At 50.8% G+C, this 19106-nt stretch carries 12 protein-coding genes and 1 tRNA gene; 9 read left to right on the top strand and 4 right to left on the bottom strand.

The features are described from left to right. Positions 1-1347 precede the first annotated feature (1347 nt). Positions 1348-2247, bottom strand: coding sequence for a nuclease-related domain-containing protein (locus tag ACKPCD_RS05785; protein WP_321434305.1), 900 nt, complete (start codon positions 2245-2247; stop codon positions 1348-1350). Positions 2248-3415: 1168 nt separating this feature from the next. Between ACKPCD_RS05785 and ACKPCD_RS05780 the strand changes: the two genes are divergently transcribed. The 7 genes from ACKPCD_RS05780 (at position 3416) to ACKPCD_RS05750 (ending at position 12750) form a co-directional block, all read left to right on the top strand. Beyond that, the gene (locus tag ACKPCD_RS05780) at positions 3416-3865 is read left to right on the top strand and encodes a flavodoxin (RefSeq protein WP_068562591.1); all 450 of its coding nucleotides are present in this window, start codon (positions 3416-3418) and stop codon (positions 3863-3865) included. Positions 3866-3944: 79 nt separating this feature from the next. After that, entirely contained in the window at positions 3945-4844 is a 900-nt protein-coding gene (locus ACKPCD_RS05775; RefSeq protein WP_321434304.1) for a hypothetical protein, read from the top strand. Between the two features lie 1320 nt (positions 4845-6164). Then, positions 6165-8495, top strand: a complete 2331-nt coding sequence (locus ACKPCD_RS05770; protein ID WP_321434303.1) for an ABC transporter permease — start codon at positions 6165-6167, stop codon at positions 8493-8495. An 11-nt stretch (positions 8496-8506) separates the two neighbouring features. Then, entirely contained in the window at positions 8507-9250 is a 744-nt protein-coding gene (locus tag ACKPCD_RS05765; protein ID WP_321434302.1) for an ABC transporter ATP-binding protein, read from the top strand. Between the two features lie 929 nt (positions 9251-10179). Next, positions 10180-11424, top strand: a complete 1245-nt coding sequence (locus ACKPCD_RS05760; protein WP_321434301.1) for an aminopeptidase — start codon at positions 10180-10182, stop codon at positions 11422-11424. Between the two features lie 744 nt (positions 11425-12168). After that, a complete protein-coding gene (locus tag ACKPCD_RS05755) occupies positions 12169-12435 on the top strand; it encodes a hypothetical protein (RefSeq protein ID WP_321434300.1) in 267 nt (88 codons plus the stop codon). A gap of 242 nt (positions 12436-12677) precedes the next feature. Beyond that, a tRNA-Arg gene (locus ACKPCD_RS05750) sits at positions 12678-12750 on the top strand. Positions 12751-13256: 506 nt separating this feature from the next. Here the strand turns inward: ACKPCD_RS05750 and ACKPCD_RS05745 are convergent. Continuing rightward, on the bottom strand, positions 13257-14162 hold the full coding sequence (locus ACKPCD_RS05745; protein WP_321434299.1) for a helix-turn-helix domain-containing protein: 906 nt from the start codon (positions 14160-14162) through the stop codon (positions 13257-13259). A 111-nt stretch (positions 14163-14273) separates the two neighbouring features. Between ACKPCD_RS05745 and ACKPCD_RS05740 the strand changes: the two genes are divergently transcribed. Beyond that, positions 14274-14444 (top strand): hypothetical protein, encoded by a 171-nt coding sequence (locus ACKPCD_RS05740; protein WP_321434298.1) that lies wholly within the window; start codon positions 14274-14276, stop codon positions 14442-14444. A gap of 1012 nt (positions 14445-15456) precedes the next feature. On the opposite strand, the gene ACKPCD_RS05735 is transcribed toward ACKPCD_RS05740, so the two are convergent. Beyond that, positions 15457-16488 (bottom strand): GMP reductase, encoded by a 1032-nt coding sequence (locus ACKPCD_RS05735; protein ID WP_321434297.1) that lies wholly within the window; start codon positions 16486-16488, stop codon positions 15457-15459. Positions 16489-16715: 227 nt separating this feature from the next. Beyond that, the gene (locus tag ACKPCD_RS05730; RefSeq protein ID WP_321434296.1) at positions 16716-17588 is read right to left on the bottom strand and encodes a LysR substrate-binding domain-containing protein; all 873 of its coding nucleotides are present in this window, start codon (positions 17586-17588) and stop codon (positions 16716-16718) included. Positions 17589-17708: 120 nt separating this feature from the next. Between ACKPCD_RS05730 and ACKPCD_RS05725 the strand changes: the two genes are divergently transcribed. Continuing rightward, on the top strand, positions 17709-18773 hold the full coding sequence (locus tag ACKPCD_RS05725) for a YeiH family protein (RefSeq protein WP_321434295.1): 1065 nt from the start codon (positions 17709-17711) through the stop codon (positions 18771-18773). Positions 18774-19106 lie beyond the last annotated feature (333 nt).

Here is a 19106-nt window from a genome sequence, read left to right as displayed (position 1 = left end):
CTCATTTCACAAAGTTTTTAAGTTTCGGTTGTATGCAGATAATAATACCCCGGTAGGTATAATTTGTAAAGAGAAATGTGACAGAGATGTTAAAAAAATTTTGCACAAACTCCCAATCCCGGCCCGCCGGTGCCGCCCACCTCCGACGAAAGCCCCCTCGTCGGAGCTACGGTGCCAATGACCCGCTCTCCTCCTGTTACCGACTGCTGGCCGGAGCTGAGCGCGGATTCGGATGCCGTCCTCCGGCGAACAAGAGCTCGCCGGAGGTACGAAGTTCACACTCGCACCAGCTCCGGCGAAGCAAACCCTAACGGGAGCTGGTGCCTTCCTCCGGTGAGCGCCCCTCTCGACGTAGTTGGGCTCTTCGGTATCTGTCTTCCTCCTGCAAGCGAATGTTAGCCGGAGCTGAGTGCGGAATCTTATGCTGTCCTCCGTCGAACGATGTCTCCCCGTAGGTACGAATTCCACACTCTCGCCTGCTCCGGCGAAACAAACCCTAACAGGAGCTGGTGCCTTCCTCCGGTGAGTGCCCCTCTCAACGGAGTTGGGCTCTTCGGTATTCATCTTCCTACTATTACCGGATCCTAGCCGGAGCTGAGCGCGAATTCGCAGTCTGTCCTCCGTCGAATGATGTCTCCCCGGAGGTACGAATTTCACACTCCCGCCTGCTCCGGCGAAACAAACCCTAACAGGAACTGGTACCTTTCTCCGGTGAGCGCCCTTCTCGACGGAGTTGGGCTCTTCGGTATCCATCTTCCTCCTATTACCGGATCCTAACCGGAGCAGAGCGCGGATTCAGATGCTGTCCTCCGTCGAATGATGTCTCCCCGGAGGTACGACCTTTGCCCTCGCTCCTGCTCCGGCGAAACAAACCCTAACAGGAACTAGCGCCTTCCTCCGATGAGTGCCCTTCTCAACGGAGTTGGGCTCTTCGGTATTCATCTTCCTCCTGCAAGCGAATGTTGGCCGGAGCTGAGCACGCGGACGCAAGCTGTCCTCCGTCGAACAACGGCTCCCCGGAGGTACGACCTTTGCCCTCGCTCCTGCTCCGGCGAAACAAACCCTGACAGGAGCTGGTGCTTTCCTCCGATGAGCGCCCCTCTCAACGGAGTTGGGCTCTTCGGTATCCGTTTTCCTCCTATTACCGGATCCTAGCCGGAGCTGCGCATACAATCACAGCTTGTTCTCCTGCGAACTACCTCTCATCGGAGGACAGGATCTCCATCTCGCACCAGCTCCGGCGAACAACCTCTTATCGGAGAACACTGTCCAGCCGGTATATAATCCCTCAGACAAACAAACAGGCAAGAACTCCGACGAGCCGCAGCTTCGTCGGAGTTCTTGCCCTTATACGTAATGGCGTCCATGGCATTTTCCCACGGCCGTATAGTTCTTACAAAGCACACGATAAATCCGATCCTTATTATCCATCCCGCACCATTCGGCCATCCGCGGCGTCGTCACTTTCGCATCCGGAAAAAGCAGCCGGAACTCCTCGACATTGTGCAGAATCGTTTTCGTCGTCCGCCTCCTCTTCTTGCAGACCGGACAATAGACTGACTTCACCCCATCAAGGCGCACCGCCGAACCGCAATCGAGGCAAAACAGCTCTTTTCGCAACTTCGCGTAGTCGATTTCCGGCAATTCCTCGGAAAAATGGCGCGGATTGTGCATCCGGATCAACGCATCCGCCAGCCGCTGTTGCTCCGGCCGAATTTCTCCTCTCACCCGAAAATTCTGAAAATGACGCGGAATCTGCCCGGGAAGCAAGTATTCCTCAATTTTACGATTACTCAGCAAATTGAACTCGGGATTGATGAAGACGACGAAGCCTTCAATCGGCATCTCGATCTTCAGCTCCGCAAGCAGCACCCCCAATCTTGCCATCGTCCGATTCAGCTGAAGCGACGGATTTTCCATCGTGGCACCACTTGGCTTCCGGAATGTCAGCGGCCCCCACAGATGATCCCCTTTGTGGTTTTTCGTTTCGTACACTAAAAGTTTATCGGGACAAATCACCAGCGTATCGATCTGAATCGAAACGCGATTGTGCCGCAACTGCAAATCATTCAGCACCAAACAGCGCGAATCCAATGCATCCGTGTGCACATCCAGCCCGCATTCACCCCCGAATCCCCCATCCATATGCAACAAATAATACTGATCTCCCGGCCCCAACTTCATACGCTTGGCCAATGCCTCGTAAATGCAAAGTATCCGTGGCTTTTCGCGTTCCTTATATGCCATTACCTCTCCTCCTTTTGAATTCAACTGTCACCTGTAGTATCTGCATTCCATCTCAGTTGGCTTTTTTCATTCCTCCAACGATTTCCGACGACGTATCCTTTCACCGGAGAAACGGCTGCTTGAAAGTGACAACCTCCCGTTCCCACTGCCTGACAGGAGTTGTGGTGCCAACGATTCGGTATCCTCCGATTACCGAGGACTAGCCGGAGCTGAGCTCAGATTCGCACCCTTTCATCCGACGAACAAGAACTCGCCGTAGGTGAGCGTTTTACGCTCGCACCAGCTCCGGCAAAACAAACCCTAACAGGAGCTGGTGCTTTCCTCCGGTAAGCGCCCTTCTCAACGGAGTTGGGCTCTTCGGTATTCATCTTCCTCCTGCAAGCGAATGTTAGCCGGAGCTGAGCGCGCGGAAGCAGCCTTTCCTCCGGCGAACGAAGGCTCGTCGGTGGTACGAATTTCGCGCTCGCGCCTGCTCCGGCGAAGCAAACCCTAACGGGAGCTGGTGTTTTCCTCCGGTGAGCGGGCTTCTCGACGGAGTTGTGCTCTTCGGTATCCGTCCTTCTCCTGCAAGCGAATGTTGGCCGGAGCTGAGCGCGCGGATGGATGCTGTCCTCCGGCGAACGAGGGCTCGGCGGAGGTACGGATTTCGCGCTCGCGCCTGCTCCGGCGAAGCAAACCCTAACGGGAGCTGGTGTTTTCCTCCGGTGAGCGGGCTTCTCGACGGAGTTGTGCTCTTCGGTATCCGTCCTTCTCCTGCAAGCGAATGTTGGCCGGAGCTGAGCGCGCGGTCGCCTGCTGTCCTCCGACGAACGATGGCTCGCCGGTGGTACGGATTTCACACGCTCGTATGCTCCGGCGAAGCAAACTTTAACAGGAACTGGTGCCTTCCTCCGGTGAGTGCCCTTCTCAACGGAGTTGGGCTCTTCGGTATCCGTCTTCCTCCTGCAAGCGAATGTTAGCCGGAGCTGGGTGCGGATTCGCAGTCTGTCCTCCGTCGAACCAAGCCTAATCGGAAGACACACCATCTTCCACGCACCAGCTACGGCGAAGGCCGCGCTCGTCGGAGGTGCGCGGCCGAGGGAGATTCTGCGATTATTTGATGCCAAGCCACCAGAACTTTGGTATACTTTGCTTAAGAAAGCAATCGTGAGAGAAAGAGGGAATTACTATGGCATCAGCATTGATCGTATACGCAAGTTTGACAGGAAATACCGAAGAAATCGCCGATATCGTCGCAGACCAATTGGAAGCATTGGGCGTGGACGTAGAAGTGAAAGAATGCACACAAGTCGCACCCGAGGACTTCTTGGAATATGACATGAACATCATCGCAACCTACACATACGGAACGGACGGCGACCTGCCAGACGAATTTATGGATTTCTATGAAGAGATGGAAGACGTCGATTTCACAGGCAAAATCGCTGGTGTCGTCGGCTCCGGGGATACGTTCTACGAATACTACTGCAAGGCAGTCGATGATTTTGAGGAACAATTCAAGAAGTTCGGGGCAACAATCGGCGCAGAAAATGTCAAAATCGATTTGAACGCCGAAGAAGAGGACATCGCCAACCTGCAGAAATTCTCTGATGCGATGGTAGCGGCGCTGAACAAATAAGCAACACAAAAGCAAGAGTCGGCATTCGGGAATCCCTGCAGTTGACTCTTCTTTTTTACAACAGGAAGGAGGCGATTACATGGATGTCGGAATGGAATATGAAATACTGATGCTCCAGTTAGGATCGTTGGCGCGCAAGCTTTTCAACGCCGAGGAGAATCTTTCGAAATACCAAGAAGCGCTTGAAAAAGCCATCGCGAACTTGGAAAAGGAGAACCGCGACCTCGAACGGCTGCGCAACGACAGCTTCTCGAATACGCTGCTGAAACTGTTCGGCAATTTCGACCGCCGCTATGACAAGGAGTACCGCGAAATCATCGGCGCCAAAGTCGAGTTCGACAAAGCCTACGCGATGAAGATCGCCGCCGCGCGCAGGGTCAAGGAAGTCGAAGCGGACATCGAGGAGAAGAAACTGCGGCTGCGCAACATCAAGGAAGACGTGCTCCGCAGACATCCGGACATGAACCAGGTCATCAGCGAACGCCAGCAACAGATTCTGGCGATCCAGCACGAATGGCGCGAAACGAACGAAGCCGAACAAGCCGGTCTGGCGGTGCTGGAAGCTCTCTCGGATATCATCAGTGGCCTCGACGCCGCCGACGCCATTTCGACCTGGGACCTGATCACCGACAGCAGCCTCATCCTCGATTTTCTGAAAAATGACAAGCTCGATGCCGCCGAAGCCTCCCTGCTGCATCTCGAACAGACCGTCTACACGTTTGCCCGTGAGCTGCGCGACCTCGATTTCGTCTTCGAAAGCGATCTCGAGACCATCTCCTCCACCCAACGCGCCCTGGACATCTTCTTCGACAACCTCTTCTCCGATTGGGGAACCAAAGTCATTATCGAAAAGAATATTGAAAACCTGAAGAAGCTCCAGGACAGCACCGAGGATGTCATGGAAAGCTTAGCAGCAAAAAAACGCGAGCTGGAAACAACACTGGAAGTGCTGGCGATTGAGGATGATACAGTAGTTTGAAAAATATAAGAATGTGAAGAACCGAGTAGTCTAAGGACCCTCGGTTCCTTTTTTTTGGTTTGGTGCCCACCTCCGGCGAACGCCCCTCTCGCCGGAGGTGCGGTTGCCGGTAATGATTGTCCTCCTGCGGGAGAATGCTGGCCGGAGATGGGCGCGGATGCGGAGGCTGTCCTCCGCCGAACGAGGGCTCGGCGGAGGTGGCAATATCGTGCGTTCGCCTGCTCCGGCGAGGACAACCTTGGTCGGAGCTGGTGCTTTCCTCCGGTGAGCGTCCTTCTCACAGGAGTTGCAGTTCCGGTAATAATCTCTCCTCCTTTGGGAGAATGTTGGCCGGAGCTGGGCGCGGATGCGAAGGCTGTCCTCCGACGAACAAGGGCTCGTCGGAGGTGACAATATCGGCCGCTCGCATGCTCCGGCGAGGACAACCCTTAAAGGAGCTAGGGCTTTCCTCCGGGGAACGGGCTTCTCGACGGAGTTGCGCTTCCGGTAATAGTATCTCATCCTTCGGGAGAATGTTAGCCGGAGCTGGGCGCGGATGCGGATGCTGTCCTCCAATAAACGAGGGCTCGTCGGAGGTAGCAACGTCGGCCGCTCGCCTGCTCCGGCGAGGACAACCCTTACGGGAGCTAGGGCTTTCCTCCGTGGAACGGGCTTCTCACCGGAGTTGCGGTTACCGGAAATAGTCTCTACTCCTGCAAGCGAATGTTAGCCGGAGCTGGGCGCGGATGTGGAAGCTGTCCTCCGACGAACAAGGGATCGTCGGAGGTGACAACGTCGGCTGCTCGCCTGCTCCGGCGAGGGCAACCTTTACGGGAGCTGGTGCCTTCCTCCGGGGAACGCCGGAAGTGGTTGTTGCGACCACTACTCAGCTCCGGTGAGGGAATGTTCGCCGGAGGAGAGTGCGTGGTGGGCGGCGGAACTCCGGCGAAGCCGCCGTGGTCGGAGGTGATGATCTTTTTGGGTGTTTTCCTCCGGCAGGGCACCCCTTTACAGGAGGAAACGGTCAGCTCCGATGAGCGGGACGCTCATCGGAAGACAGACTGCGCCAGAGAGATCAACTCCTGCGAGAGAATGTTCGCCGGAAGAGAGTGCGTGGCGGGCGGCGGAACTCCGGCGAAGCCGCGGTTGTCGGAGGTGATGATCTTTTTAGGTATTTTCCTCCGGCAGAGGCGCTCCTCACCGGAGGAGCGCGTCAGCGCTATGAAGCAGGCGCCATATTATGAGCATATTCTATCATTTCAAACTATAATAGACTTAGTGAGGTGAAAGCGCCCTTATGCCATGCTGCAACCATGAATAACCTTAATGGAAGGTGATAAAGTGAACAGTCTGATTGTTAAAAATGATTTGAAGCGAAACAAGCTCATCAATGCAACGCTGCTCTTATTCATAACGATTTCTGCGTTCCTTGCGACTACGTCTGTTGTGATTGGTATTCAAACGATTACGTCGATTACCAATTTCTTCGAAGTTGCCCAACCGCCACATTTTCTCCAGATGCATAAAGGGGAAATCGATGAAACCACATTGACGACATTCATGAATTCGGATGATGCGGTCACAGACTGGCAAGTCCAAACGATGCTGGGCGTATTTGGCGACCAGATCGCCGTTAGTTCGGAAGATGCCACCTTTACCATGTCCGACCTGCGCCTTGACGTCAGCCTGATTAAACAAAATGACCAAAAAGATATCCTCCTCGACAGCAACCACCAAAAAGTCCAATTGTCTCCGGGCGAAATCGGCATGCCCGCACTCCTGCAAACTCGCTATGATCTCCAGCTTGGCGACCAAATTGAAATCGCCGGCAAACAGTTCACGATTACTGAATTCGTGCTAGATGCTCAGATGAATTCCCCTATGACCTCGTCTACACGCATTCTGTTGAGCGATGCTGATTATGCAACCATGCTTGCCGCGGATTTTGAAAAAGAATACCTGATCGAAGCCTATTTCAATCAGCCCGACGAAGCCGCAGCTTTCCAGACTGTCTATGAAAACGCTGATCTTCCTATGAATGGGCCGACCATCACCTACACCATGATCTTTCTATTGAGTGCCCTGACCGATATCGCCATTGTCTTTGTCCTCCTGATTGTGAGCTTCATTCTTGTCCTCATCGCTTTCATCTGCTTGAAATACACAATCATGTCAACGCTTGAAGAAGAAATACGCGAAATCGGCACGATGAAAGCAATCGGCCTCAGCAACACAGACATCAAAAACATTTATATGACCAAATATCGTTTCTTGGCAGCAATCGGCGTGATGGCGGGATTGCTTATTTCCAATTCCACCAACGGTTATTTCACGGATCACATCAGTGCAACGTTCGGTGACAGCGGACTGTCCACGCTCGCGCTTGTCTTTTCCGTCGTAGCGGCAGTGGTGGTCTACACGCTGATTATTCTTTACAGCAAAAAAATAGTGAACAGCATTCGCCAGCTCACGATCGTCGAAGCATTCACATCAAATTCTGGTTTTGATAAAAATAAAACCAAGATCAAAGACGGGCTACACAAGGCCAGAAATCGCTCCGTCAACTGGCTGTTGGCAAGTCGCGAAGTGTTTTATCAATTCAAAAAATGGGCGATGATTTTTTTCATCATGCTGCTCGCCGTTGCCATGGTGGTGGTCCCATTGAACTTGCTGAGCACGATGCAAGCTCCTGAATTTGTCACCTATATGGGGAGTCCCTACCGCGATATTTTGATCGAAATCGATAATAGCCAACAGATGGACGAAAATTTTCAAAAAACCCAAGCGCTCCTAAGCGAAGACCCAAATGTTGCAAACATTCAGATTGTCAAACGCGTCAGTGTCCAAACAACCGATTCGGAAAACGAATTACTGAACCTCCATGTTGATACAGGGCCTGGCGCAGGGGAAGGGCTAAAATACTTGAACGGAGTTGCCCCTGAGATGCAGAACGAGATAGCGCTCTCCTATTTGAATGCGGAGCGAACCGGAAAAGCTGTTGGCGAAGCTATTTTACTGAATAGTGGAGTCTTTACCGTATCAGGTATTTATCAGGATGTCACCAATGGCGGGTATTCCGCTAAAGCCGTCCGCAAATTTAGTGCCTTACCAATTATACAATACCAGCTTTCCGTGGACTTGGCCGAAGGAACCGACAGCGACGAAAAAGCAGCTGAATGGGCAAATGTCATCAAGTCCGGGGTCTCCATCGATTCGATGCAGGCATTCATTGATCAGACTTTGGGTGGTGTCGCATCGCAACTGAAGGCTGTTGTAGTAGTCATCGCTTTGATCGCGGCAGGAATGGTGGCGCTCATCACAGGTCTCTTTTTGAAACTGCGCTTGGCCCAAAATGCGGCGGAATTGGCGATCCTTACTGCCATCGGATTTTCTGGGAAAGACCTCACCAAACAATACCTGATGAAAATTGGTCTCGTAGCAAGCGCGGGTGTGGTTGCGGGCATCCTGCTGGCCGGCTTGCTCGGTGAAACCGCGCTTAATTTCGGCTTGGCTTTCACGGGCTTGGGCATCAAGCAAGTTGACTTCATCATCAATCCATCCGTCAATTATCTGCTTGTTCCGATAGTATTTATCGTCATCGCTTTGTTTGTCACTTGGAGCATGCTGAAAGCAAGAAAACGATCATCGATTGTAGCCATCGTTAACGAATAGGGGGATTCACCATGCAAATCTTGTTACAAGTTCAAAACCTCAATAAAAATTTCGGTGAAATGAAGATATTGAAAGATATAAATCTCGAGGTGGCTGCCGGCGAATTCCTGACTATCATGGGGCAATCCGGTTCGGGAAAATCGACGCTCCTCTATTGCATCAGCGGCATGGACCGGGCAACTTCAGGAACCATTTCTTATGACAACCTGGACTTGGCAGGACTACCGGATGCCGAAATGAGCGAGGTGCGTTTGAAGCACATGGGCTTTATTTTCCAGCATTCCTATCTCCTGAAAAATCTTTCCATCCGCGACAATATCATTTTGCCCGGTTTTAAAGCGGAAATGGTGCCCAGGGAAGCAGTTGTCGAAAACGCAGAAGAATATATGAAAATGACCGGCATCGACCACATCGCCAGTCATACCATCAACGAGGTATCCGGCGGTCAGCTGCAGCGGGCAGCCATATGCCGTGCTCTCATCAACCAACCGAGTGTGCTGTTTGGCGATGAACCAACAGGCGCACTCAATAGCAGCACAACCGAAGAAGTGATGGATATCCTCAATGCCATCAATAACCAAGGTACAAGTATCATCCTCGTCTCGCATGACGCCAAAGTAGCCAACCGATCAGCTCGGATCATCTATTTAAGCGACGGCAAAATCAAAGACGAACTGATTCTGGGCGCATACACCGGTCCGGATGCAGCACGCGAAGAAAAACTAACCGATTGGCTGAACGAGATGAGGTTCTAGGGGGAAGGGTGATTCCCTCCTCCTGTGAGAGGGGAGCTGCCCGGAGAAGAGTGTTGTGCCCAGTAGCTCAGCTCCGACGAGGGAATGCTGGCCGGAGGAGGCTGCGCGGTGCGGCGGACGTACTCCGACGAAGCCGTCGTGGTCGGAGGTGATCGTCTTTCGGGAGGTTTTCCTCCGGCTCAAAGTACCGTTGGTAGAAGCGCCGATCCGATTCAAAGAATGCTAGAAAAGGCAATCATATCTTGACGAGTTGCGTCCTCTCACCGGAGTTGGGCTTCCGGTATTAGTCTCTCCTGCTTCGGGAGAATGTTAGCCGGAGCTGGGCGCGGATGCGCAGGCTGTCCTCCGACGAACGAGAGCTCGGCGGAGGTGACAATATCGTACGCTCGCCTGCTCCGGCGAGAACAACCTTTACGGGAGCTGGTGCCTTCCTCCGGGGAACGGGCTTCTCACCGGAGTTGGGCTTCCGGTAATAATCTGTCCTCCTGTCAGCGAATGCTGGCCGGAGCTGGCAGCTATGCGGCACGCTCTTCTACGGGGAGCGCGGCCTTGTCGGAGCTGACGCAGCCATTCAGCCGCCTGCTCCGGCGAAGCCACCTCTTATCGGAGGAGCTGGATTTTGCCCCTGTCGCTGGCACAATCCCATTTGCTTAACAAATTTGTTTATTTTATGAAAAGATATTGCATTTTCGGCATACCTGTGAGAATATAGTACATGTAATCGATTTTATATCAATTACAGGAGCCCTTGTGGTTCCAGCTTCTGTTTAATCCCCCCAAGGTTAAATAGACAAAGCTCAGCTTCGGCTGAGTTTTTTTGCGTTTTGGGGTCAATTTTGCACAAATTCACGGCCGACATCTCTATTTTATAGAGATAAGTTGTGCTATGATAGTGCTAGTACGTTTAACAACATGGGAGTGAATACAAAATGACATTACCGAATTTTGAGGAAAATCTGCAAAAGTACGCCAAATTGTTGGTTTCGAAAGGGATCAATGTGCAAAAAGGCCACACGATCGTCATCACCATCGACGTCGAGCAGGCACCGTTCGCGCGTCTGTTGACGAAGGAAGCCTACGCGTTGGGCGCCGAGGAAGTCATCGTCAAGTGGACCGACGATTTCGTCACCCGCGAAACCTACCTGCACACGTCCGAGGAGCGCATGACGAACGTTCCGCAGTACAAGATTGATGAAAGCCTCGACATGATTGAAAAGAAAGCCAGCCGCCTTTCGGTACGCTCGGCCGATCCGGATGCGCTGAACGGCGTCGACGGCAAAAAGTTGGCTGCTGTCCAAAAAGCCAATAACGTCGCCTTCGATACGCAACGCATCGCGACCCAAGCCAACAAAGTCAGCTGGACCGTCGCTGCCGCAGCCGGCGCGAAATGGGCTGCGAAAGTCTTCCCGGATTTGGCGACGGAAGAGGAACAAGTCGACGCTTTGTGGAACGAAATCTTCAAGACATGCCGCGTCTATGAAGCCGATCCTGTGGCTGCCTGGGATGCGCATGAAGCGCGCCTGTTGTCGAAAGCCGATGTTCTGAACGCCGAGCAATTCGACGCTTTGCATTACACCGCGCCGAACGGAACCGATTTGACTGTCGGTATGCCGCAAAATCACATCTGGGAAAGCGCCGGCAGCGTGAACGCGCAGAACGAGAAGTTCATCGCCAACATGCCGACCGAGGAAGTCTTCAGCGCGCCTGATTTCCGCCGCATTGATGGTGTCGTGAAATCGACGAAACCGTTGAGCTACGCCGGCAACATCATCGACGGCATGACTTTCCGCTTCGCGAACGGTCAAGTGACCGAAGTGACAGCTGAAAAAGGCGAAGATACAATCAAACGTCTGGTCGAAGAAAATGACGGCGGACGCAGCCTCGGCGAAGTCGCCTTGGTTCCGGATCCGTCGCCGATTTCGCAATCCGGTATCGTCTTCTTCAACACGTTGTTCGACGAAAATGCCTCCAACCACTTGGCGCTGGGTTCCGCTTACGCATCGAGTGTTGTTGGCGGTACGGAAATGACGCAAGAAGAGCTGGCTGCAGCCGGCTTGAACCGCTCGACTACGCACGTGGACTTCATGATCGGGTCCGCTTATATGAACATCGACGGGATCCGCAAGGACGGATCGGTTATGCCGATCTTCCGCAATGGGGATTGGGCGTTTTAAGGTAATATATGTTTGTGAGGCCTCCCGGCGACGGGAGGCTTTTTTCTTACCTCCGACCGAGGGTGCGCGCGCCGGAGCTGGTGCCCGTAAGCGTTCGTCAGCTCCGACAAGGACCTGCTCACCGTAGAATAGCGTGCTGCCCAGCCCCCAATTCCGGCTAACAATCTCCCGCAGGAGGAAAGACTATTACCGGAAACCTCACCTCCGTCGAGAACGGCGCTCACCGGAGGAAAGCACCAGCTCCCGTAAAGGTTGTCCTCGTCGGAGCAGGCAATCGCCCGACGTTGTCACCTCCGCCGAGCCTTCGTTCGTCGGAGGACAGCCTCCGCATCCGCGTTCAGCTCCGGCCAACATACCTTCACAGGAGAAGGACTATTACCGGAACCCATACTCCGGCGAGCGACCCTTTCGCCGGAGGTAATGGCGCCTCACCTTCTCCTACGGTTAGGTCCGGCTTCGCCGGAGCTGGTGCCCGTAAGCGTGCGTCAGCTCCGATAAGGACCTGCTCACCGTTGAAGCGCGTGCCGCAAATCTGCCAGCTCCGGCTAACATTCCTTCACAGGAGAAAGACTATTACCGGAAACTACTACTCCGGCGAGCGACCCTTTCGCCGGAGGTAATGGCGCCGTTTTCTCATTATTAAGAATTCGTAACGGTACGGTACTTTTCTTTAGTTCTGTTTTTCGATAAGCTATAATGTGGGTAGAGAGTCAGACAAGTCTTCACGAAAGCAGGGTGTTTATCGTGGTCGATCGAAAAAAACGGATGGAACAGTTCGAGGAGGTTTCACAGGCGGTGGAACCGGAAAAACCGTCCAGCCTGAGTTGGTTGTATATTTTCGGGGCAGTGCTATTGATTTTTGGCCTTACTTTGGTCTTCCAGCAAATGAGCGGCACGACGGATGGCGAAGTGCGACCGGCCGACATCGAGAGTCTGCAAGCGGAAATCGCTGAGCTTAGGGGCACGGTCTCGGATTTGGAAGCGCGCATCGAGGCATTGGAAAATGAATGAGATCAGAGTGTGATAAATCCCGGGTAGAAATCGAGCACTGAGAGGACTAACACTAAATGGACGCTTTTTTCCGTGTATGATAGTCAGCTTAGGCACAGATTTCTGGGAGCCAGAACACGTTTTAGAGGGCAGCTGATTGGCTGCCTTTTTTGGCTTTTCGCATTTCAGTGACTCGCGGGAATTTTTTTCAAATGAATGTGGAAATTGCACGCAATAAGTGATACAATGGATAGTGTTCTGTTGGTCCTATAGCTCAGCGGATAGAGCACTCGTTTCCTAAACGAGGTGTCGGAAGTTCAATTCTTCTTAGGGCCGTAAAAACATAATGAAAAGGAGGTGCCTCAAATCGAGGCGCCTCCTTTTTTATCGTTTATCGATAGCGCGCGTATTTGTCGACTGAATAGATACCGAAAATGATAAAACACCTGACAGATTGCTCTTCTGTCGGGTGTCAGCCCAGGACGGTGACTCAGTTACCCGAGAGCTAGTCAGTCTGTCGACTGTTCGGATAGCGAAAACATCAAAACACCAGACAGATCGCTCTTCTGTCGGGCATCGGCCCAGGACGGTGACTCGTTTACCCGAGACCTAGTCAGTTTGTCGACTGTTTAGTTACCGAAAAGCACAAAACACCCGACAGATCCCCCTTCTGTCGGGTGTCAGCCCAGGACGGTATCCACAACACCCGAGAGTCCGCCAGTCTATCTGCTCAACAGACACCCAACCACAAAAAATACGACTATCCATTTGATCTGGATAGCCGTATTTTTAATTTCTGAATGTACATTATAATTGCTTTTCTATTTTCTGAAGTGGAACACCTAGTCCTGTAGTAACATATCTAGTTGTAGCGGATTTTCAGATTCCATATTCAGGTAATGAGAAAGTTCTTTTTCTAATTCACTTAGCAACTTCGTGTCTTCAATCGCATGCAATATAGCGCAAGCCTTCTTAATATACTCAGAACCTTCTTCAGTTCTTCCTGTTTTTGTCAATATGATCCCTTTTCTTGCGTAGGCAATTGCCAGTTGATTATATTTTTGACTTTTCTTACATAGAGGGATTACTTTTTCCAAATAGGAAAGAGCTTCCAGATATTTTTTATCATCAATCAGCAAAAGAGCTAAATTAATATCTATATTGATCAATAGAACTTCTGCTTCTTTCAGTTTATGATAAGGAGCTAATTGTTGAATTACTCTTTTGCCTATGTTCACGGCGACATCAATCGGAAAAATAAATAAAATGTAGTTTATTAGGCGAATGTCTAATAGGTACCATTTATCAAATTTGTCCATACGGTCCCAAACTTTCTTGGCAAAAAACTGTGCTTCTTCAATGTTTTGGGTTGCATGTAAAATGATTAAGCTCTCGCATGCATAGTAAAAGTTTCTTAGCAAATAGTCTTCCTCTACTTTTAAATACTCATTTATCGCATCTTTAAGCAATTTTAAATCATCTAGGTGGTTAGCATTTAACGATAAAAATTCGTTGATCAACTTTTCTTTTGCCGTCAAATCTTCTTTATTTAAAATATAGCGGAACTCATCCACTGACACATTCAACTTCTCCAAAATAGCCAACCATTTCCGAAAAGTGGGTTCTATTTCATTTCTTTCTATTTTAGAATAAGCAGATTGCCCCATAATGCCTTCTGCGACATACTGTTGGGAATACCCTCTATCTACCCTTATTTCCTTCAGAACATCTCCGAATTCTTTTGCCATGGCTACACCTTCTTTTTTAATAGTATTATACGACTAAATAGTTGAGAATGCACTTTTCTTCTTTATAATGAAACTATAAAAGAAATTATATTCAGAAAAGGGGTCGCTATCATGAAAAAAATTATTGTTTTGTCCTTTGCCCTAGGAGTACTGGTCACTAATAGTTTTATTTTAAAGGATTTAGCTACTGATGCCAACCTATCCAGCAAAGATGTTCAGCACGAACAAGTAGCAAAAGCACCAGCAAAGTATTCCCCATATGTTATTTGGTTTATGGGATAAACTTCGCACTTCCCGAATAAACGAAAAATAGGTCAGGACAGTTGCATCCTAACCTCCTGACCAACTTATAAAATACAAAAAAACAGTCTGGGGCCGGATTCGGACTCCGGCCCCAGACTTTTCGCAGTTGTTTTGTTCCTTCAGCGTCTTTTCCGTCCAACCCATCAGCCTGAACCTAAAATGTAGCGAAGAATTCATATTCGTTCATTATAGCGAAGCGAAGTTATGTATTGCGATCAAATGATTAAAATGAGATGGGGTAATGCGGGGAGGATTTCAGCTACGGGATAGGCAGAAAAGAAACTTCAGACTGCTCCATTAGTGATTGATTGATATAAACCTACCTCCAGCGATTGCTTAAAATGTGTTCTACAATTGGCTGTGTACCGTTGCCATTTAAACAAAAGTTGTTTACCTTAGTAAGAGCTCTCTTACTAAGATTAGTATAGCACCACTGCGTAATCTTTTCTATCTGTTTTTTAATAGAATCTACACAGCGAAATGTTAGCCATTATTGAGCAACATGAAATGACAATTAACGCCAAACCTTGTCAGATCAATTAAATACAATTAGTTTGTCTAAATAACTTACTTTATTAGTATGAGAACCCCATCCGTTATATTAGCCGAACGGCCGAAAGACATACAATATAATTATATCCGACTGTCAGAAAATACAAAATTGTTTTTTGCTAGAAACCCTGCTTCTATCCAACTTTTTACAAAAAAGTTTGAAAATCAGTACACAAACTTCGTGCGGTTTAGCAAAATAATAAGCTCGTTCTCTAAAAAAATCAAACTATTGTCCTTTTATTAAAGCATATTTATATCCCAATAAAATGCTCATTCCCAAAATTTGTGGTGGTTTTGTGCAGATTTGATTTCCGAAATCCGATTTCGAAGACCAAATCTGCGCTTTTTTTCTGATTTCTCTGAAAATAAAACAGCCCGCAGCTACGCCGGTAAAGCTACCGGACGCTGCTGTGGGCTGTTCTTTTGTTTGTTTTCTAAATTACAAAATCGTATCGCCTTCGCCATATGAGCTGCGGCCAGCTTCGATGATGCCTTGATTGCTGTCGCCGTTGTAGATGGAGTTTTTGACCAATACATAATCGCACTTACGGATAGCAGAAATATCTCTTCCGCCCGCATAGGAGATCGAGGATTGCAGATCTTCGCGCATTTCGTTCAAGGTGTCCGCGATTGTGCCGCGGTAAGGCGTCAAGATCTTCTTGCCTTCAACGTTTTTGCGTTGGCCTTTTTGGTATTCGGAAGCACTGCCGAAGTACTCTTTGTACAAACGACCGTTGATTTCCTTCGTTTCGCCCGGTGACTCGTCGTGTCCAGCCAATAATGAGCCGACCATGACCATTGTCGCGCCGAAGCGGATCGATTTGGCGATATCTCCGTTTGTACGCACGCCGCCATCAGCGATGATCGGTTTGCTTGCAGCTTTCGCACACCAGCTTACCGCCGCCAATTGCCAGCCGCCTGTACCGAAACCGGTCTTGATTTTGGTTGTACAGACTTTACCAGGCCCGATTCCCACTTTTGTAGCATCGGCTCCGGCATTTTCCAATTCACGGACGCCTTCAGGAGTGCCCACGTTACCGGCAATCAAGAATGTTTCCGGCATCACAGCTTTAACGTGTTTGATCATACGGATGACTTCATCGGAATGACCATGCGCCACGTCGATTGTTGTATATTCAGGAACAGCTTTTTTAGCCGCCAATTCATTCACGAAATCAAATTCTGCCGCTTTGATCCCCAAACTGATCGAAGCAAACAAACCTTTTTCATGCATTTTTTGGATGAACGGCAAACGGCTCGCCTCATCAAAACGATGCATAATGTAAAAATAACCTTCGCGCGCTAATTTTTCAGCAAGTTCTTCATCCAGAATCGTCTGCATATTCGCAGGCACCACCGGCAATTTGAACGTGCGACCGCCAAGCTCCACAGTCGTATCGCATTCAGAACGGCTTTGAACAACGCTCTTGTTCGGAATTAATTGTACGTCTTCATAATCAAAAATTTTCATTTACTCTTTCCCTCTCTCTGCTAGTGCACAAATCCTTTTTGGGAATCGCTTTACACAGACACGGACGTGAAGGCAAAAAATGTCTTCTATCGTAAAGTCCCTATAGTAAGTTACACTACTGCCCCACGTTTGTCAAAGATTAAATGGTGATGAAAAGTTAGTTTTACTTTTGAGCGTCACGAAAAGCCGATGGATGGCGCATCCCAGCAAAGTTCGGCGCATTCCGATCAACGATAAAAAGACAGCAGTTCCTGGAGCGGCCCGCGATCCCGGAAATCCTTCAGATGGACGACATGGAACGGATGCGCCACGGCGAATCTTCGGATCGGAATCTCCTTCAGCGTCCCCTCCTCCAGTTCCTTTTCGACCGATATGCGGTAGAGAAAAGCGATGCCGCGGTTCTCCGCCACCAACTGCTTGATCGGGCCGATGCCGCCAACGACCGTCGTCCGCCCGAAACTACTGAGGTTCGCCCCCTCTTTCAAGAGGGCATTTTCCAAAATCCGCCGCGAACCGGAGCCTTCCTCACGGATAAAAAGGTGCGCGCTGAACAGCACCGCCAAATCCTGTTCGCTGCGCCACAACGGGCTTTCAGCCGCACAGACGCCGATGAATGGCTCGTCGGACAGCTTTTCGAAGCCGAGTTGGCTCTGGTTGAAGTCGCCTTCGATCAGCGCGAAATCGATTTTCCCCTTCTGGATCAAGCCGGTCAGCGTGGCTGTATTGTCGACGACCATCGACAGGTGATGGCGCGGATGCTGCTCCAGGTAGCGCCCGATCAGCCCCGGCATAACGTACTCGCCGATCGTCAGTGTCGCCCCGAAAGATAGCGTCGGTGCATCGTCTTGCTGCAGCAGATGTGTGCGGATCCGCTCCACATCGCGGTTCAGCAGCGAGAGTTGTTCCTCCAGATAGCGCCCCTTTTCGGTGACCAACAACTGCTTGCCTTCATAGCGGAACAGCTGGACGCACAGTTCCTCCTGCAGATGCTGGATGTGCTGGGTGACGGCCGGCTGGGTAATGTTCAATTTTTTGGCGGCTTTCGTGTAACTGCCCTCGTCGATCAGCGTGAGAAACGTTTTGTAGCGGTAATCCAACATGTGTGGCACCTCCCATTAATTTTGCTTATACCTGCATAATAAATCATTATTTTTATTTATGCAAAAAGTCGGGTAAAATAGATTACTGTAATGCAACATTTAGGGAGGATTTCGACACTCATGAAAATAAATGCACTCAAGAAAGAACTCGATGGCGTGCTGCCCGGCCTCGCCGCCAGCATCGCCATCTCATTGGTCAGCCAATTTTTCGCCCGCTTCCTGCCGACGCTCGGCGCCGCTTTGATCGCCATTTTGTTGGGGATGCTGCTGGGCAACACGGTCCTGAACCGGCCGGAACTAGGCTCGGGTACGAAGTTTTCCGAGAAACGGCTCTTGGAATACGCCATCGTCCTGAATGGGCTGATTTTGGATTTCCAGGTACTGAAGTCAGCAGGGTTCAAAGGCTTCGTCTTTATTTTGCTGCAGATGGGGCTGACAATTTTTGTCACCTACCGGTTGGGCAAAGTCTTTGGCTTCGGCAAACGCTTCTCGCTGCTGATGGGCGCCGGCAACGCAGTCTGCGGTTCCTCTGCCATCGGGACCGTTTCGCCGATTGTCCAAGCCGACAACAAGGAAAAAGGCATCTCGATCACGATCGTCAACTTGACTGGAACCGCGCTGATGGTCCTACTGCCGGTCCTGGGCGCCGTCCTCTACGGCAGCGACACGCTCCGGACATCCGCTCTGATCGGCGGCACCGTCCAATCCGTCGGCCAAGTCGTCGCCGCCGCCAAACTCGTCAATGACGACGTCGTTACCCTGGCGACCGTCTTCAAGCTGATGCGCGTACTCCTGATCATCGGCGTTGCCGTATTGTATGGGCGCATGAACATGAACGAAGGCGAATCTTTGTTCACGCGCAAAAAAAGCGCGGAGATTACTGCCAGCGAAGAATCTGGAGCGTCCGCCACCCCGGCCGCCGTCTCCTACGGCGTGCCGTGGTTCCTTACCGGATTCGTCGTCTTCTTCCTGATCCGCAGCTTCATCGGTGTTCCCGACAGCGCCCTGATCGCCTCAAAAGCCATCAGCACCCAATTCGAAGTCGCCGCCCTCGCCGCAATCGGCATGCGCGTCAAATTCGCCGACATCATCAAAGAAGGCCCCAAAGCCATGCTCTACGGGTTGACTGTTGGTGCTGCGCAAGTCGTGATGGCTGTGGTGCTGATACGTGTGTTTTTCGGATAACTGCAACAAAAAGCATCGGTTCCTGCGGGAGCCGATGCTTTTTGCTTTGCTATCGCGCGATTGTCGGGTGTTTTGCGGTTTCCGGTATCCTATTAGTCGACAGACTGGCTAGCTCTCGGGTATCTGAGTCACCGTCCTGGGCTGACGCCCGACAGAAAGACGATCTGTCTGGTGCTTTGTGTTTTCCGGTATCCGATTAGTTGACAGCTGCGCCTGATCTCGGGTAAATGAGTCACCGTCCTGGGCTAACGCCCGACAGAGGAGCGATCTGTCTGGTGTTTTGTGGTTTTCGGTATCCGATCAGTCGACAGACTGACTGACTCTCGGGTAAAT

Source organism: Trichococcus flocculiformis (genome assembly GCF_963662535.1).
Taxonomy (GTDB): domain Bacteria; phylum Bacillota; class Bacilli; order Lactobacillales; family Aerococcaceae; genus Trichococcus; species Trichococcus flocculiformis.
This window is presented reverse-complemented; position numbering and strand designations above follow the sequence as displayed.

Coding starts and splice junctions, on each gene's coding strand:
- ACKPCD_RS05785 (WP_321434305.1), bottom strand. CDS start 2,247: ATGGCATATAAGGAACGCGAAAAGCCACGGATACTTTGCATTTACGAG.
- ACKPCD_RS05780 (WP_068562591.1), top strand. CDS start 3,416: ATGGCATCAGCATTGATCGTATACGCAAGTTTGACAGGAAATACCGAA.
- ACKPCD_RS05775 (WP_321434304.1), top strand. CDS start 3,945: ATGGATGTCGGAATGGAATATGAAATACTGATGCTCCAGTTAGGATCG.
- ACKPCD_RS05765 (WP_321434302.1), top strand. CDS start 8,507: ATGCAAATCTTGTTACAAGTTCAAAACCTCAATAAAAATTTCGGTGAA.
- ACKPCD_RS05760 (WP_321434301.1), top strand. CDS start 10,180: ATGACATTACCGAATTTTGAGGAAAATCTGCAAAAGTACGCCAAATTG.
- ACKPCD_RS05745 (WP_321434299.1), bottom strand. CDS start 14,162: ATGGCAAAAGAATTCGGAGATGTTCTGAAGGAAATAAGGGTAGATAGA.
- ACKPCD_RS05740 (WP_321434298.1), top strand. CDS start 14,274: ATGAAAAAAATTATTGTTTTGTCCTTTGCCCTAGGAGTACTGGTCACT.
- ACKPCD_RS05735 (WP_321434297.1), bottom strand. CDS start 16,488: ATGAAAATTTTTGATTATGAAGACGTACAATTAATTCCGAACAAGAGC.
- ACKPCD_RS05730 (WP_321434296.1), bottom strand. CDS start 17,588: ATGTTGGATTACCGCTACAAAACGTTTCTCACGCTGATCGACGAGGGC.
- ACKPCD_RS05725 (WP_321434295.1), top strand. CDS start 17,709: ATGAAAATAAATGCACTCAAGAAAGAACTCGATGGCGTGCTGCCCGGC.